Consider the following 17,203-nt stretch of genomic DNA (forward strand, 5'->3'; position numbering starts at 1 on the left):
CAGCACCGCACAGCGAGAAGGGCCCCGGCTGGTTGCCGGGGCCCTCCGCGTGTGCGGTTGTGGTGCGGTGACTAGCGGGTGAGCGTGCCGGTCGGGCTGGGCAGCGTGACACCCGGAACAGCGGGCCGGCCGCTGGCACCCTTGCCGGCCTGAACACCGGGCGTCGTCTGGGCCTGCAGGCTCTTCGTCCCGGGCGTGCCCAGGTTGGGCTGGATGCTGTTGCTCTGCCACCAGCCCGGCACCGCGATCGCGTTGCCGATCGGGCTGATCAGCGACGCGGGAAGCGCGGCCTCGCCACCGAGAACGACGCCCTTCCAGATGTTGGCGGAGTTGTTCGAAAGGTAGTCCGCGACCGGACCGTACAGGCCATTCGGGTCGGTCAGCAGCAGCGGCCCGTACTGGGCGCCGATCATGGCGCCACCGGTCAGTGCGTCATACCACCCCGCACTGGTCGCGACCGCCGCGACCAGTGGCGACGCGAAGAAGGACTGCGCGATGAGCAGCGCGGTGTCCTTCGCGTTGTCGCCGACCACCGGGTAGTAGCCGGTCTGGAACGGCCAGTTCGGCATCTGTCCGCTCTCGTGCGCGGCCACCAGCGCGTCTTCGCCTGGGCCGCCCGCGGCCACGATCAGCGTGCCGCCCTCGACACTCGGATCAGGGTTGAGCGAGTTGAGGTAGTTCGCCGAGGCGGCCGGCATGCTGCTGCCCCAGCTCAGCACGATCACGGTCTTGGAGTTGGCGCCCGCCACCGCGCCGGCGGCGAGGGCGTCGTAGAACTCCGCCCCGGTGGCCACGATGGCGATCTCCGGCGTGTCGGTGATGACCCTGTTGATCGCGATCGCCGTCTCGACCGCCGTGTTGCCCCAGAGGCGCTGCACGGTGTAGCCGAGGCTGGTCAGCTTGTTCGCGATCGAGGCCGGCAGTGCCGCGGTGCCGCCGAGCAGGTACACGGTGCCGGAGGTGCCCAGGACCCGCTTGATCTCAGCCTGCACCCGGGCGTCCAGCGCCGACGTCGCCGTGATCAGCAACGGCGCGTCCTTGCTGATGGCCAGCGCCGAGCCCGCGAGGGCGTCGTAGAACTGGTCCGAGCGGGAGAGTACGACCGCACCGGCCGACTTCCGGATCGGGTCGTCCGCGCCGAAATCGGCGTAGTTCCACTGCGACGCGGAGATCGCAGTCTCGATGGCGTCCTGACCCCACACCCGGTCCACGCCGTTGGTCTGCAGGGACTGCCACGCCGGGCGTTGCCCGTTGCTGTTGACCGGAGAGACCGTGCCCGGGTTGGCCACGACGACGCTCTTGACCGCTCCGGTGGACTGGGTGTAGATGATCGTGTTGCCGTCCGGCGACCAGGCGGGCGAGGTGGCTCCCGCCGCGTCGTTCGTCAGCTTCACCGCGTTTTCGCCGGCCGCGTCAGCGATCCAGATCTGGTCGTCGGCCGCCGTGGCACCCGGGACGACGTAGGCGATGCGCTCGCCCTCCGGCGAGTAGTCGGGCTTCGCCGCGTTCGGGATCAGCAGTGCGTCCGTGCCCGGGTTGCCGTTGTTGTGCCGGTACACCGCGGGAGCACCGCCGGACCCGTCCCGCTCGAAGATGACGTCATACCCGTACACCGACGGGTGGACGTCCTGGAAGCCTGCCGCGCCGAAGGGCGCTTCGCCGGCGCCGTCACTGAGGGCGAACCACAGCCGGCCCTGACGACTGAAGAAGACGACGTCGCCGTCGGCGCCCCACGCCGGGTCCTGATCGGCGTCGTTGCCGGTCACTACGACCGGCGCCACACCGTTCTGGCGGACGGTCTTGATGCCGACGCCCGCAGCGGTCGAGGAGTAGGCGAACCGGCTGCCGTCCGGTGCCCACGTGCCGCCGGTGAAGCTGTCGTTGACCAGGATCGTGGCGGCAGAACCGTCCGGGTTGGCAACGTAGGTGGTGTTGCCGATGTTGTAGGTGATCTTGCCGTTGGCGCCATTGTGCGTGGCACTGGCCGAGGTGGCCGTCAGCGCGACGGTCGCGACGACCACGCCGCCGACTGCGAGTCGACGGACGTAAGCACGAGACAAATTGATCCTCCCCGAAAAGGATTTGAAGGACCACCGCGTGGATTACCGAACCGCTCTCGCTTCCACCGAGGCGTCGAGGCGGGGTCCGACCGGGAGTTTAATCATGAATCTTATTTCGTGTTGCCCCCGTTTCCAGCGTCCGGCTGAACGCCTGATGATCAAACTGGGACATCACGGAGGAGTCGGTCAAACTCCGAACCGCCTCGGCTGAACGCCCGATGAACGTGAGGCGACATCGCGTCCTGCGGGGCGCCGATCGTCCACGTTGGACGTCGTCCGGTTGGCACTGGCGGATGTGCGGATGGCGGCCTATTCTTGGAGGCAGTAGACCGGCGCCTTCCCCCGTGGGTGCCGGTCTCACTATTTTCCGGGACGTGCTCCGACCAGCGCCGCAGCGACCGCGAGCAGCGCCGTCCCGCCGATCAACGCACCGAGCGTTGCCCACGGCACACTCACCGTCACCGGTCCGGCGATGCGCAACAGGGTCGTCCACAGTCCCCCGACGGCGATCAGCGTGGCACCCGCGGCGAGCACGACGCCCAGCGCGACGGTGACGAGCACCTCCACGGCCGTCCAGGCGAGCACCTGGGCCCTGGTCGCGCCGAGCAGGCTCAGCGAGCGGCGCTCCCCGGCGCGGTCCGGTGCCGCCATCAGCAGGGTGTTGACCATGGCGAGCGTGGTGTAGGCCAGCACGATGCCGAGCACGACCAGCAGGCCGAGCCGGCTCGCCGAGCCCTGCCCGCCGCGCTCCGCATCGAGCCAGGTGCTGCGTGGCACCGCCCGGGCCCGGTGCCCGTCGACGGCGTCGCGCAGCGCCACGGCGGTGGCCGCGCGGTCGGTGCCGGGCCGCAGCCGCACGTAGGCGACCGACGGCAGGACGGTGAACGCCTTCGCCGCGCCCACGTAGGCGTCCGCGGCACTGCCGGCCGGCAGGACCTCGAGGACCCGCAGCTCCGCCCGGCTGCCGTCGGCGAGCCAGACCCGGGCGGTGTCACCGACCCGGAGGTTCCAGTCCGCGGCGACCTTGATCCCGCCGTCGGGCACCTCGTCCACGGCCTCGGCGGGGCGCTGGATCAGTGCGGTGTCGCCTTCCAGGGTGTAGACGCTGGTCGAGGTGCTGACGGTGACGTCGACGCCGGGGACGCCGCGCAGCCGGGCAACGAGCTGCCGGTCCAGGCCGGCCGTGCCGTCCGGCAGGACCAGGAAGTCGGCGTGCACGGGCCTGGCGCGCAGGACGTGCTTCGCCGCGTCGGTCAGATCCGACGCGATGAGCAGCGACGCCGCCAGCCCGACGGTGACCAGGACCGGCGCCGCCACCGCCGCGGTGCGCCGCGCGGAGGCGGTGACGTTGCGCAGCGCGAGCAGCAGCCCCGTGGCGGGCGGGGCGGAGCCGCCGAACCGGCGGGCGACCAGGCCGACCAGCGCCGGGGCCAGCAGACCGGTCGCGGCGACGAGGAGCATCACGACCGGCATGTAGCTCTTGCGGTTGGTCGCCGACGCCGGGTCGCCGATCGCGGTGCCGGCCATCGTGACCAGCGCGGTCGCCAGGTCAGGCCGCCGACCACCCAGCGGGCGGCGGGCATGGTCCGCGACTCCACGACCGTCTCGCGCAGCGCCTCGCCGGGGCGGACCCGGCCGGCCCGCCACGCGGCGGTGACCGCGCCGAGCAGGGCCACGGTGACGCCGGTGCCGAACGCGGTCCAGGCCGGCCACCGGGCCGTGCTGACCGTGCTCACCCAGTCCGGTGCCATGCCACGGTCCCGCAGCAGGTCCAGCAGCGCCGGCGCCAGGGACGGGCCGGCCAGGGCGCCGATCGCGGCGGCGACGAGGGCGACGAGGAGGGCTTCGCTGCACACCAGCCGCCGGATCTGGCCAGGGAGCGCGCCGCCGGCCCGCAGCAGGGCGAACTCCTGCCGCCGCTGCGCGACGGCGAACGCGAACGTCGAGGCGACGACGAAGATCGCGACGAACGCGGCGAACCCGAGGGCGATGCCGACGATCGTGTTGGCGTTGTTGCGGGCCCGGCCGTCGGCGACGCGGCCCGGGTCGAGGCGGGCCCGGTCATCGCCGGTGAGGACCCTGGCCCGGTCGCCGACGACGGCCCGGACCTGCTCGGCGCCGCCGGCCGGCAGCAGCGCGTCGACCTGCGGCCACAGCTTCGCGGCGGTGGCATCGGCGAAGTAGAGCCCGGCCGGGACGGTGCCGACCACGGTGTACGCGTGCGACCCGTCGCCGGTCACGACCTTCACCCGCGCGCCGAGGGGGCGCCCGCCGGCGGCGATCTCGTCGTCGGCGGCCGGTGCCCGCCCGGACAGCAGCGCGGGCGCCACCGCCCAGGGCCGCCCGGCCCCCGCACTGACGGGGCCGTCCGCGAACTGCGCCGGGATGATCCGGTCGACGCGGGCGTCCGGCAGGGCCGCGACCAGGTCCGCGGGCAGGCCGTGGGAGACGGCGAGCGGTTCGCTGTCGCCGCCCTGCCAGGTCGGCACGGTCAGCGTGTCGTGCGGCGCGATCACGACCGGGTAGGCCGCGTACCGCTGCGGCGCCCGGTCCGGCGCGCCCGCGGTGGTCGCCAGGACCTGCCCCATCGCCGCGATCAGGGCGCTGCCGAGGGCAAGGGCGATGAACGTGCCGACGAACGACAGCCACCGCAGCCGTAGCGTCGCGAGCGCGATGAAGATCATGCCGTCATCCGGGCGGCCACGGCGGAAGCGGTCGGCTGTTCCAGGGACCCGGAGCACCGGCCGTCGGTCAGGAACAGCACCCGGTCGGCGTGGGCGGCGGCGACCGGGTCGTGGGTGACCATGACGATCGTCTGGTGATGCTGGCCGACGAGGGTCCGCAGCAGCCGCAGGACGTCACGGCCGGTGCCGGTGTCCAGGGCGCCGGTCGGTTCGTCGGCGAAGACGACCGCCGGGTTGGTGACCAGCGCACGGGCGATCGCGACCCGCTGCTGCTGGCCGCCGGACAGCTCGTGTGGGCGGTGCCCGCCCCGGTCGGTGAGGCCGACCGCGGCGAGGGCCCGCTCGATGGCGGCGCGGTCGGGGCGGCGGCCGGCGAGGCGCAGCGGCAGGCCCACGTTCTGCCGGGCGGTGAGCGCCGGCAGCAGGTTGAACGCCTGGAACACGAACCCGATCCGGTCCCGTCGCAGCAGGGTGAGGCGGCGTTCGCTGAGGCCGGTGAGGTCCTGCCCGGCGATCGTGACCCGGCCCGACGTCGGCCGGTCGAGCCCGGCGGCGCACTGCAGCAGCGTCGACTTGCCGGAGCCGGACGGTCCCATCACGGCGGTGAACGTCGCCCGCTCGAACGCGACCGTGACCCCGTCCAGCGCGGTGACGCCGTTGGGGAACCGCCTGGTGACGGCATCGAGTTCAACCATGCCCCGCACCGTATGGACCGCGGGCGGGGGCGCGGTACCGGACAGGTGACCAGTACCCTCGACTCGTCATGCTGTGGGGGCGGGAAGCCGATCGGGCCGCGGTGGCCTCGGTGCTCGACCGGGCCCGCGCCGGGCACAGCGCCGTGCTGGTCGTGCGCGGCGACCCGGGCATCGGCAAGAGCGCACTGCTCGACGACGCGGCCGCCGGCGCGACCGGGATGACCGTGCTGCGCTGCGCCGGGGTCGAGACCGAGGCCGAGGTGCCGTTCGCATCGCTGCATCAGTTGCTCGCCCCCGCCCTGGCACGGGCGAAGCACCTGCCGGACGTGCAGGCGGCCGCGCTGCGCGGCGCCCTCGGGCTCGGCCCGGTCGCGGGCGGCGACCAGCTGCTCGTCGGGGTCGCGGTGCTGACGCTGCTGGCCGAGCTCGCCGAGGAGCGGCCGGTGCTGTGCCTGGTCGACGACGCGCACTGGCTGGACCGTTCCTCCGCCCAGGCGCTGCGCTTCGTGGCCCGCCGGCTGCACGCCGAGTCCCTGGCGATGATCTTCGGTGCGCGGGACGAGTTCGCCCCGGAGGGCCTGCCCGAGCACCGGCTCGCGGGGCTGGACCCGGACACCGCGGACGCCCTGCTGCGGCAGGTGCGCCCGGGGCTGCCGCAGCGGATCCGGGTGCGGCTGGTGCGCGACAGCGCCGGCAACCCCCTGGCGCTGCGGGAGCTGCCCCGCGGGGCGGCGCCGTTCGTCCCGGCCACGCTGCCGCGCCGCATCCAGGACGCGTTCGCGGCGAGGATCGACCGGCTGCCACCCGACGGGCGGGCGATGCTGCTGATCGCGGCCGCTTTCGACGGCCTCGGCATCGCGCTGCAGGCCGCCGACCTGCTCGGCGTGTCACCCGACGGGCTCGGCGCGGCGGAGGAGGCGGGGCTGGTGACGGTCGCCGCCGGGCGGATCGCGTTCACCCATCCGCTGCTGCGGGCCGCCGCGTATGCGCAGACCACGTTCGACCGGCGGCTCGCCGTACACCGGACCCTCGCGCAACTGCTGCCCGCCGACGACGACCGCCGGGCCTGGCACCTGGCCGCGGCGGCCACGGGGCCCGACGAGGAGGCGGCGCTGGCCCTGGAGCGCGCCGCCGAACGCGCCCGCGGCCGCAAGGGCTACCCGGCCTCTGCCGCCGCGATGCAACGCGCCGCCCAGCTGACCGCCGACCCCGTGCGGCGGACCCGCCGTCTGGTCGCGGCGGCGGTCGCCGCAAACGACGCCGGCCAACCCGACCTGGCCCGCGGGTTCCTCGCGTCCTGCGACTCCGTGGACGGCGACCCGGTGCTCGTCGCCCGGGTGTGCGAGCTGCGGGCCCGGCTCGCGTTCGACGAAGGGTCGGCCGCGTCCGCGCATGAGCTGCTCGCCGCCGGCGCGACGGCGCTCGCGCCGGTGGACCGCAGGGCCGCCGGGTTGCTGCTGGTCGACGCCGCCCGCAACGCCTGGCAGCTCAGCGACCCACGCCGGGTGCAGGAGGCGGCGGCGCGGCTGCACGAGCTCGGCCTGTCCCCCGATGACGGCCTCGGCCCGGCCGTCGAGGCGGTGACCGCGGCGGCGAGGCTGCTCGTCGAGGGTCCGGCGGCCGGTGTACCGGCGATGCGCGCGCTGACCCGCACCCGCACCGGCCCGCCGAACCTGCGGCTGAACGCGGCGTTCGTCGCCGGCCTCGTCGGCGACTTCGAGGCCGGCCGGGAGATCTCGCAGGCCGTCGCCGACGAGTCGCGGGCGGAGGGCTCGGTCGGCTGGCTGCCCCTCGCGCACGTGACGCTCGCCGCCGCCGAGCTGTACCTGGGCCGCTTCCGGGACGCCGTCGCCACCGCGACCGAGGGCCTCCAGCTCGCCGCGGACACGGGCCAGCCCAACCGGGCCGGCTACCTGGAGGGCATCCTCGCCTGGATCGCTGCCACCAGGGGCGATCTTGATCAGTGCGTCGAGCTGGCCGGGCACTGCCACGACCGGTACGCCGGCAATCGCATCGCCAACGGCCTGGCCTGGGCGGAGTGGGCCCTGGCCCTGCTCGATCTGGGGCTGGGCCGGCCCGCGGAGGCGTCGGACCGGCTCGACGCGGCCCTCGCCGGCCCGGTCCGCCATCAGATCCAGGCCGTCTACAGCGCCCCGGACCAGGTCGAGGCGGCGACCCGGATCGGCGCGTTCGACCGGGCCGAGGCCGCCTGCGCCCGCTTCGTCGCGTGGGCCGACGCGGCCCGCCTCGACTGGGCCGACGCGGTCGCGCACCGCTGCCACGCCCTGCTGGAGCCGTCGTGGCCGGCCGCGAGCCGGCACTTCGAGGCGGCGGTCGCCGCGCACGCCTCCAGCGGGCGGCCGTGGGAGACGGCCCGCACGCACCTGGCGTTCGGCGAGCGGCTGCGCCGGGAGCGCCGCAAGAGCGAGGCGAGGGTGCAGTTGCGGGTCGCGGCGGAGATCTTCGACCGGCTGGACGCCCGCCCCTGGGCCGGCCGGGCCCGCGCCGAGCTGCGCGCCGCCGGCGCCCAGGTCATCACCGACGAGGCCCCGGCCAGCGCGGTGTCGGCGCTGTCGCCGCAGGAGCTGCAGATCGTCCGGCTGGTCGCGGCCGGCCTGACCAACCGCGAGATCGGCGCGAGGCTGTTCCTGTCGCCGAAGACGGTGAGCTACCACCTGTACCGCGCGTTCCCGAAGCTCAACGTCGCCAGCCGTACCCAACTCGCCCGCCTGGACCTGACCGGCTAGGGCACAGGCAGAGGGCCGGATCCTGGCGGGGATCCGGCCCTCTGCGCAGTGGCGTGCGCTGCTAGACGCGGTGCCACTTCTGGTTGGCGCCGCCCGTGCATTCCCACAAGTGCAGGACGGCGTCGTTGTTCGGGTTCCAGCCGGCGATGTCCACGCACTTGTTGGCCTGGGGGTTGACCAGGTCACCGGCGGCGGACAGGACGAACTGCTGGGCGGCGTTGCCGCTGCAGTTGGCGATCTGGATCGCGGCGCCGTTGGCGGTGGAGCCCCAGGCCACGTCCATGCACTTGTTGTTCTCGGTGCGCAGGGTGCCGCCGGTGAACGTCCAGCGCTGGTTGGTGCCGCCGGTGCAGTTCCACACGATGAGGCGCTGACCGTCGTTGAAGTTCCAGTTCGGCACGTCGATGCACTTGCCGTGCCAGTTGCTGGCGATCGCGCTGGTGTTGCCCGCCGGCGGCTGCGTGGTCGGCGGCTGCGTGGTCGGCGGGGTCGTGGTGGGCGGCGTGCTGCCGCCGACGAACGGGCTCAGCGTGATCCCGGCGGAGCGCGGGTCGCCGGAGTGCACCAGCGACTCCTGGTTCTGCACGTCGTCGAAGGCGAACCCGTAGGCCTTCCCGTCGGCCATGTTCGCGTGGATGATCCGCGAGTAGTGGTTGGTCAGCGAGCTCTTGTAGAAGTCCGCCGCCCCGCCGCCGGGCTGGGTGTCGATGGTGCCGAGCGTGCCACGGTGCAGCGCCGCGCAGAGCGTGCGGGCGATCGGCCCGACGACCTGGTCGTTGGGTGCGCCGAGCGCGCCGTCGCAGCCCCAGACGTTGCTGGTGCTGGGCTTGTTGAACGACGCGACCTGCTGGCCGGAGCCGTTGGTGAAGGTCATGACGTTGCCGCTGGTGCGGCCGAAGTACTTGATGCCCGGCTGGTCCGTGAACGGCACCACGGTCAGCGTCTTGGACGCGTACGCGTTCCAGGCGTTGGTGATGTACGGGTCGAGGTACGTCGCGCTGAACAGCCCGGCGTCGGCGGCCTTGCCGGGGGCGAGCACGCGCAGGACGGTGCCGTCGCCGCGGGTGACGACCGTGTTGCCCCAGCCGGCCTGGGCCTTGACCTGGTTGATCACGTTCTGCCGGCCGTTGGCCACCGGCGCGCCGGTCCTGGTGGTGACGCCGTTGCTGCCGGTCACGGTGACCTCGTGCGGCACGGCGAACATGTCGACCTGTGAGCTGTTGAGCCACAGCCCGGCGTCGTTGTAGGTGAACTCGCTCCAGTCGAACAGGATGTCGTGGTTGGGGTCGCTGGCGGACCACGGCGCCGGCTGGACGAGCCCGTCCGGGGTGAGGAAGAACTTCAGCTTCTGGCCCAGGGACATGTAGACCCGGCCGGACAGGTTCTTCGGCAGCTGGATGGTCGTGCTGCCGCCGTTGCCGGGTCCGGCGATGGCGACGTCCGGTGCCGGGGAGGGCGGATTCGACCCGGCGGCCCAGTTGGTGAACGTGCCGCCGGCGTTGACGTAGCCGAGGCGTCCGGTCGTGAGGTTGACGCCCAGCACGTAGAGGTAGACCGCGTCGCCGCGGCCCGTGGTGTTGGTGACCGTGAACGGCAGCAGGCTGGGCCCGACCGCCGACGCGTTCGGCATCGCCGCGATGCCCACGGGCACCGCGACGGCGAGCGCGGCCAGCGCACCGAGCATTTTCGTCCTGAAACGCACCGAGAGACTCCTTCGTGAGAGCGCTCTCAGAGCATTGTTACCAGCCGGGAACCTTGTCAACACGGATCGACAGAATCCCCCGTGACCGAATACAAACTTAAGAATTCGTTGAGCGGCGCCCAACGTCCGGCCGGCCCGCCGGGCGTGACAAGGTCATGTGCATGGGCATGTTCGGGTACGTCGACGGGGTCTCGTTCTGGGAGCCGGGCAGCAGCACCGCACAGATGTTCGCGGCGCAGGTGCGGGTGATGGAGAACCGGATTCAGCGCTCCAGCGGCATCCTCGGACCCGAGAGCGACGAGCTGCACTTCGACCCGTTGAAGCTGCGGGAGTTCTTCGTGTTCCTGCTCAACGACTGGAACCGGCAGGGCTCACCGGTGCTGCGGGCCATGGCGATCGGCACGATGCAGGTGCTCGCCGCGCTGGACCAGCACCTGAACGGGCCACTGCGGGAGTTGGGCGGCAACCCGGAGATCCGCGACGGGATGCACGACGCGCTGCCGCCGAACCGGCTGCTGCCGGTCACGTGGGGACCGCCGGCGGCGCGGGACCTGCCGCAGGCGGTGCGCTTCGAGCTGGCGGCGATCGTGTTGGATCTCGTGCGGGGCTGGTATCAGACGATCGACGCCCGCACCGACGGGCAGGGCTGGCAGGGCGAGCGGCTCCGGGAGATCGTCGACGGCTATCCGGTGCCGCTGCTGCTGCCGCCGCACCGGATCCCGCCGGACCTGATGAGCACCGACGAGGGTTATCGCAGGGTGAGCGTCATGTCGTTGTGGGACACCGTCTACGGGGTGTCACGCCTGCGGTTGCAGGTGGTGCACGACGGGCTCGGGCACCGGATCACCTGGCTGGGTTTCGGCGATCCCCCCAACCTGGCATGAGGTGTTTGAATATGTCAATACTTGACGATACCTGATTGTTTTTGTTGGTATAAGGCTTCTTCGATGCACCACGAAGGAGCACCCGTGAGCAGACGCATCGCCATGATCGCGGCCGCCACCGCGATCGTGGTCGCCGTGGCAAGCCCCGCCGGCGCCGCCCCGCCACCGCCCGAGGGCCCCACCTGGCACCCCGGCATCCCGCCCATCGCCACCCCATGGACCGCGCAGGTCGGGCCGGGCAACGCCCTGCCCGAGTACCCGCGCCCGCAGCTCACCCGTACCCGCTGGGAGAACCTCAACGGCGTGTGGGAGTTCGCCCGCGCCACCGTCGGCCAGCCCGTGCCCACCGGGCAGAGCCTCGCCGAGCGGGTCCTCGTGCCGTACCCGATCGAGTCGGCGCTGTCCGGCATCCAGCGGCGCGAGGACCGGATGTGGTACCGGCGGACCTTCACCGTCCCCGCCGGCTGGGCCGGCCAGCGCCTGCTGCTGCACTTCGGCGCGGTCGACTACGACGCGAAGGTGTTCGTCAACGGCACCCAGGTCGGCGCGCACCGCGGCGGGTACGACGGCTTCGACCTCGACGTGACCGACGCGCTGGTCGGCACCGGACCGCAGGAGCTCATCGTCTGGGCCGAGGACCTCACCGACGCCACCGGCCAGCCGATCGGCAAGCAGCGCCGGGTCGGCGACCGCGGCATCTTCTACCAGGGCAGCTCCGGCATCTGGCGCACGGTCTGGATGGAGCCGGTCCCGGCCGCGCACATCACGAGCCTCTCGATGACGCCTTCCCTGGCGTCGCAGACCCTGAGCCTGACCGTGAACGGCACCGCCGGCCAGCAGTTCGAGGCGGTCGCCAGGAACGGCAACAAGGTCGTCGGCCGGGTCACCGGCGTGGTCGGCAGCCCGGTCGCGGTGCCCGTGCCGAACCCGAAGCTGTGGTCGCCCGACAACCCGTTCCTGTACGACCTCCAGGTGCGGCTGACGTCCGGCGACGCGGTCGGCTCCTACTTCGGCATGCGGCAGATCGGTACCGCCCGCGGCGCCGACGGCAAACTGCGGATCGCGCTGAACGGCAAGATCCTGTTCAACCTCGCCAACCTCGACCAGGGCTTCTGGCCCGACGGGCTCAACACCGCACCCACCGACGCCGCGCTCAAGTTCGACCTGCAGCAGGACAAGGCGATGGGCTTCAACGCGGTGCGCAAGCACATCAAGGTCGAGCCGGACCGCTGGTACTACTGGGCCGACAAGCTGGGCCTGATGGTGTGGCAGGACATGCCGTCGGCGAACACCGGCCCGATCCCGGTCGAGTGGCGCGACCAGTTCGAGGCCGAGCTGCACGAGATGGTCCGCGAGCACCAGAGCTGGACGTCGATCGTCGCGTGGGTGCCGTTCAACGAGGGCTGGGGCGAGTGGGACCGGCTCGCGACCGGCCGCATCGCCGACGACGTCAAGGCCCAGGACCCGACCCGCCTCGTCAACGCCCACAGCGGCGTCAACTGCTGCAACTCGCACGGCGACTCCGGCCGCGGCGACGTCATCGACTTCCACCAGTACCTCGGCCCGGCCTCCCCCGCCCCGAGCGGCGACCGCGTCTCGATCGACGGCGAGCACGGCGGGTTCGGCCTGAAGACGTCCAACCACATGTGGTTCGGCGACGGCGGCGCGTACGAGATGGAGCCCGACAAGGCGACCCTGACCGCGAAATACGTGGAGAACCAGCAGGCGGTCATCGCCTCGGCGAAGTCCTGCGGCATCAGCGCCTCGGTCTACACCCAGATCACCGACGTCGAGGGCGAGCTCAACGGCTTCTGGACCTACGACCGGCAGGTCGCGAAGATGGACCTCCGCCAGGTGAAGAAGATCAACCAGCAGATCATCGCCGCCGCCGACGGCTCCCCCGGCAACATCCCGCAGCCACCGCCGGGCACCCCCGGCCTGACCGGGATCGCCTTCTACCCCCTCGAAGACTCCGGCTCGGATGAGGCCGGCTCCCATGACGCCACCGTCGTCGGCGGCGCCGCGTTCGTGGCCGCCCACACCGGCAACGGCGTCCAGCTCGACGGCGGTTACCTCGACACCGGCGCGCCGCTGCTGAACACGGCGACGGACTACACGGCCGCCGCGTGGGTCAAGCTCGACCGGGCCGACGGCGCGTTCCAGACCGTCGTCAGCCAGGACGGCCCGACCAACAGCGACTTCTTCCTGCAGTACTCCGGCGCGGATCAGCGCTTCGCGATGAGCTTCGTCGGCGTCCGCGCCCTGTCACCCACCAAACCCAACCCCGACCAGTGGTACCACCTGGTCGGCGTCCGCGACACCGTCAAGGGCGAGCTGCGCCTCTACGTCGACGGCGAACTCGCCGGCACGGCAAGCGCCTGCCTGCCCCAGGCCGCCCCGACCGGCAACACCGTCATCGGCCGCGGCAAGTTCGGCGGCAACCCCGTCGACTTCCTCGACGGCACCGTCGACCAGGTCCACCTGTACGACCGCGCCCTGACCCCCGCTGAGATCCGGCAACTGTCCACCTCCGGCACCTGACCAACCCCAGTTCGGTGGACCGGGGAGCGTGCAGGGCGCGCTTCCCGGTCCACCCGGCCACGCGGTTGCCTCTCGCCCCGGGGCCGGGCACCCACCTCTTTGCCGGTCGGTCGAAGACCATCGATCACTGGACTGGGGAGTACCACGCTCCGGACGGCAATCTTCCGCCCCGCCTCATGATCAAAGGACGGTGGTGGTCGCGCGGACAGCCACCCGCATCCTTCGATCAAGCGCACGGATGGGTGGATCTTGGAGCAGGCCCGACCTCCGCTGCGATGTGGGTGATTTTTGCCAGTTCTTGAAGCAGCGACGGTGTGGCACCACCGAATGACGACCTCGGCGGCGCTGGATCATGTGAGTCCGGACCTGGCTTGGCATCACCGCAAGACGGCACGGACCGCAACCACGCCACCCGTTCGCGCCGCCGCAGGCTGCGCGGAACCACAAAGGCCGCAGCCGTGATGGCTCTTCTATTACGGGCATGACGACCACGCACGCGAACAGCAACGGAAGGCGGGGCCGACCACGTGACCGGACCGGGTCAGGGGAGCAGCAGCCCCCACTGGACGGCCCAGGCGATGAACAGCGCGCCGCCGGTGGTGAGCAGGGCGAGCCGGAGCCGTTCGGCGGCGTCGAGGCCGCGGTGGTGGCGCCACGTCGTGGCGACCACCGCCGTCACGGCGACCGTGGCCACGGCCAGCAGCTGCAGGGCGAGCCACGGCAGCGGGCGGCCCAGGAGGACGGGGCCGGTGACCTTGGCCGCGGTGGCGAGCATGAAGAACATGTAGACGCAGGTGCCGGCGACGGTGGCAGGGGTGAGCGCGAGCAGCCATCGAGCGGCGCGTGACGACCGCCGCCGGGCGACGAGGCCGGCCAGGAAGTAGCCGGCGAAGGCGCACAGCATGACCAGCGCGACAGCGAAGTGAGCCCAGGTCGAGCCGGCGGGCGTCAGCGCGGGCTCGTCGGGCAGCGCGGGACCCGAGGCGGCGGCACCGGCAGAGGCCGGGTCGGTGAGCCAGGCGGTCTCGAAGTCCGCGTAGTCGGACGGCAGGGTCGGCAGGCGGTCGAAACCGTCGGCGGCCGTGCGGTGCAGGTTGTGGTTGGTGCCCGGGACGACGCGGATCGTGTGCCGGGGGTTGCCGCCGCGGTCGAGGGCCGCACCGATCAGCCGGCTGCTCAAGCCTGGCACGGAGTCGCGGTCGAGCTGGCCCCACTGGGCGAGGACCGGCTGGCGGACCTGTTGCCAGGCGGGCACCGGGTCGAAGTCCGCCTCGGCGAAGAGGCCCATTTCGATCGTGGCGCCGACCGCGGCCGTCTGCATGATGCGGGGCAGGGCGCCGTGGACGCCCGCGTGTCGCAGGTACGTGCCGTACGCCCACGCCGTCTGGGCGGCCACGGTGGTGCCGACCGCGCCGACCGTGATCAGGAACGTGACGTCGGTCGAGCGGTTCGCGGCGATGGGGGCGACGAACGCGCCCTCCGACAGCGCCCACAGGCCCAGCCTGGCCGGGTCGACGTCGGGGCGGTCGCGCAGCAGCCGCAGGCCGGCGAGGGCGTCGTCGGCCAGCACCGAATAGTCGCGGTGCAGCAGGGAGTACCCGACGGTGCGCTTGTCGTAGACGAGTGTGACGATGCCGTGCCGGGCGTACGCCTCGGCCTCCGGACGCAGGTAGGACCGGCCACGGTTGCCGGCGCCCTCCAGCATGACGATCCCCGGCCGGCGGGTGGCGCCGGCGGGCGGGGCGAGGACCGTGCCGTGCAGGACGACGCCGCCGTTGCCGGTGAACGAGACCTCCGTGGCGGTGAAGCCGTCGGGTGCCGCGTGCGCGGGAGCGACCGGCGCCCCCAGCAGCAGAAGCGCCGTGATGAGCAGTGCCGTGCCGAGACGTCGCATCGAGATGCCCCTTGTCCAGTGGATGTGGGCGCTCAGACTGGCCGTCGGCAAGCGCAAAGGCCCAGGGCAGCCGCACCTCGCCGTAATCAGGTGCGGGCACCCTGTCGGGCGCGCCGGGTGCGGCCTACCGTCGTGGTCGTGAACCGGTTTCGTGATCGTCTGCGGGAGCTGTGGTGGCTCGCGGTGGGTGCGGCGATCGGGCTGCCCGCGCCCGTGCTGCTGGTGCTCGTCGTGGTGTCGGGGCCGGCGAGCCTGGCCGCCGGACTGGGCGTGGCGCTCTTCGCCGCCGCGGTCTGGGCATGCCGCCGGCTCGCCGGCGCGCAGCGGGGCAGGGTGGCTGCGGCGTCGCCGTACCGGCCGCTGAACGGCCGCGCATGGACCCGGTTGCGGACCGTCGTCGGTGACCCGGCGACGTGGCGCGATCTGCTGTGGCTGCCGTGCCAGTTCGTGGCCGGCCTCGGCGGGCTGGTGCTGGCCGTCGGGCTGTGGCTGGCCGCCGTCCAGTGCGTGACCGCGCCGGCGCTGCGGGCGGTGCTGCCCGAGCCGACCGGGTTCGATCCGGCGGTGCTGGAGTGGACCGGCCGGTCCGGGCCGCTGACCTGGGTGCTGGTGCCGGTCGGTGCCGGGCTGGCGGTCCTCGCGCACCACCTGCCGCGGCACCTGATCCGCGGCCAGACCTGGCTGGGCAGGGCGCTGCTGGAGCCGACGGCCGCGGCGCGGCTGACGGCCAGGGTCGACCGGCTCACCACCACCCGCGCCGCCGCCGTGGACGCGTCCGCCGCCGAGCTGCGGCGCATCGAACGCGACCTGCACGACGGCGCCCAGGCGCGGCTGGTCGTGCTGGCCATGCACCTCGGCGTCGCCGAGGACGTCATCGACGACGACCCGGCGGTGGCCAAGGCGCTGCTGACCGAGGCGCGGACCGGCGCCGGCGCGGCCCTGACCGAGCTGCGCAGCCTGGTCAGGGGCATCCACCCGCCGGTGCTCGCCGACCGTGGGCTCGCCGCCGCCGTGCACGCGCTGGTGCTGGGCAGCGCGGTGACGGTCGAGCTGGACCTGCGGCTGGAGCGGCGGCTGGCCGCACCCGTGGAGGCGGCCGCCTACTTCGCCACCGCCGAGGCGCTGACGAACGCCATCCGGCACAGCGGCGCCGGGCAGGTCCGCGTCAGCCTCGTCGACGCGGGGGACACCGTGCGGATCACCGTGCACGACGACGGCCGAGGTGGCGCCGACCCGTCCCGAGGTACCGGTCTGCTCGGCATCCGGCGGCGCCTGTCCGCGTTCGACGGCAGCCTCCGGGTCAGCAGCCCCCTCGGCGGCCCGACGGTGCTGGAGATGGAGCTGCCGTGCGGGTCCTGATCGTCGAGGACCAGGTGCTGCTGCGCGACGGCCTGACCCGCATGCTGACCGCGTACGGCTTCGACGTCACGGTCACCGAGGCCGACGGAGAAGGGCTGGCCGAGCGGCTCGTCGCGGCGCAACCGGAGGTCGCGGTCGTCGACGTCCGGCTGCCGCCCACCTTCACCGACGAGGGCCTCCGCGCCGCCGTCGCCGCCCGGCGCGCGGTGCCCGGCCTGCCGGTCCTGGTGCTGTCGCAGTACGTGGAGCGCCTCTACGCCCGCGACCTCCTGGCCGACCGGGCCGGAGCGGTCGGCTACCTGCTCAAGGACCGGGTCGGGGAGGTCCGCGAGTTCGTCGACGCGATCCGCCGGGTCGCCGCGGGCGGCACGGTGATGGACCCCGAGGTCGTCGCGCAGCTGATCCACCGCCCGGACACCCTGGACAGCCTCACCGCGCGGGAGGGCGAGGTGCTGCGCCTCATGGCGGAAGGTCACTCCAACGCCGCCATCGCCGCCCGCCTGGTCCTCGCCGAGAAGTCCGTCAACAACCTCATCAACTCGCTGTTCGCGAAGCTCGGCCTGCCCCCGTCCGGCGACCACCACCGCCGGGTCCTCGCCGTCCTGAGCTACCTCGATCACCGGTAGAACCGTCATGA

General features: G+C 72.8%; 11 protein-coding genes. 5 read left to right on the forward strand and 6 right to left on the reverse strand.

Annotated features, from left to right (window positions below):
* Positions 1 to 71: 71 nt before the first annotated feature.
* The 4 genes from OHA72_RS05685 to OHA72_RS05700 form a co-directional block, all read right to left on the reverse strand.
* A complete protein-coding gene (locus OHA72_RS05685) occupies positions 72 to 2,021 on the reverse strand; it encodes a cell wall-binding repeat-containing protein (protein WP_327006791.1) in 1,950 nt (649 codons plus the stop codon).
* 399 nt (positions 2,022 to 2,420) lie between these two features.
* Entirely contained in the window at positions 2,421 to 3,587 is a 1,167-nt protein-coding gene (locus OHA72_RS05690) for an ABC transporter permease family protein (protein WP_327006792.1), read from the reverse strand.
* A complete protein-coding gene (locus OHA72_RS05695) occupies positions 3,521 to 4,744 on the reverse strand; it encodes an ABC transporter permease (protein WP_327006793.1) in 1,224 nt (407 codons plus the stop codon). The genes OHA72_RS05690 and OHA72_RS05695 overlap by 67 nt, the downstream gene beginning before the upstream one ends.
* Positions 4,741 to 5,439, reverse strand: a complete 699-nt coding sequence (locus OHA72_RS05700) for an ABC transporter ATP-binding protein (protein ID WP_327006794.1) — start codon at positions 5,437 to 5,439, stop codon at positions 4,741 to 4,743. The genes OHA72_RS05695 and OHA72_RS05700 overlap by 4 nt, the downstream gene beginning before the upstream one ends.
* A 68-nt stretch (positions 5,440 to 5,507) precedes the next feature.
* On the opposite strand from OHA72_RS05700, the gene OHA72_RS05705 reads away from it, so the two are divergent.
* Entirely contained in the window at positions 5,508 to 8,186 is a 2,679-nt protein-coding gene (locus OHA72_RS05705; protein ID WP_327006795.1) for a helix-turn-helix transcriptional regulator, read from the forward strand.
* 61 nt (positions 8,187 to 8,247) lie between these two features.
* Here OHA72_RS05705 and OHA72_RS05710 read toward each other — a convergent pair whose 3' ends face one another.
* Positions 8,248 to 9,888, reverse strand: coding sequence for a beta-1,3-glucanase family protein (locus tag OHA72_RS05710; protein ID WP_327006796.1), 1,641 nt, complete (start codon positions 9,886 to 9,888; stop codon positions 8,248 to 8,250).
* Between the two features lie 161 nt (positions 9,889 to 10,049).
* On the opposite strand from OHA72_RS05710, the gene OHA72_RS05715 reads away from it, so the two are divergent.
* Both OHA72_RS05715 and OHA72_RS05720 read left to right on the forward strand, forming a co-directional pair.
* Positions 10,050 to 10,772 carry a DUF6086 family protein gene (locus OHA72_RS05715; protein WP_327006797.1) on the forward strand — a complete coding sequence of 241 codons (723 nt, stop codon included), beginning with the start codon at positions 10,050 to 10,052 and terminating at the stop codon, positions 10,770 to 10,772.
* Positions 10,773 to 10,856: 84 nt separating this feature from the next.
* Positions 10,857 to 13,313 (forward strand): LamG-like jellyroll fold domain-containing protein, encoded by a 2,457-nt coding sequence (locus OHA72_RS05720; RefSeq protein ID WP_327006798.1) that lies wholly within the window; start codon positions 10,857 to 10,859, stop codon positions 13,311 to 13,313.
* 541 nt (positions 13,314 to 13,854) lie between these two features.
* Here the strand turns inward: OHA72_RS05720 and OHA72_RS05725 are convergent.
* Positions 13,855 to 15,207: an alpha/beta hydrolase family protein gene (locus OHA72_RS05725; protein ID WP_327006799.1), complete on the reverse strand. Its 1,353-nt coding sequence runs from the start codon at positions 15,205 to 15,207 to the stop codon at positions 13,855 to 13,857.
* A gap of 138 nt (positions 15,208 to 15,345) precedes the next feature.
* On the opposite strand from OHA72_RS05725, the gene OHA72_RS05730 reads away from it, so the two are divergent.
* Positions 15,346 to 16,566 (forward strand): sensor histidine kinase, encoded by a 1,221-nt coding sequence (locus OHA72_RS05730; protein WP_327006800.1) that lies wholly within the window; start codon positions 15,346 to 15,348, stop codon positions 16,564 to 16,566.
* Entirely contained in the window at positions 16,554 to 17,192 is a 639-nt protein-coding gene (locus OHA72_RS05735; RefSeq protein WP_327006801.1) for a response regulator transcription factor, read from the forward strand. The genes OHA72_RS05730 and OHA72_RS05735 overlap by 13 nt, the downstream gene beginning before the upstream one ends.
* The last annotated feature ends 11 nt before the right edge of the window (positions 17,193 to 17,203 follow it).

It is taken from the genome of Dactylosporangium sp. NBC_01737 (assembly GCF_035963215.1).
Classification (GTDB): Bacteria; Actinomycetota; Actinomycetes; order Mycobacteriales; family Micromonosporaceae; genus Dactylosporangium.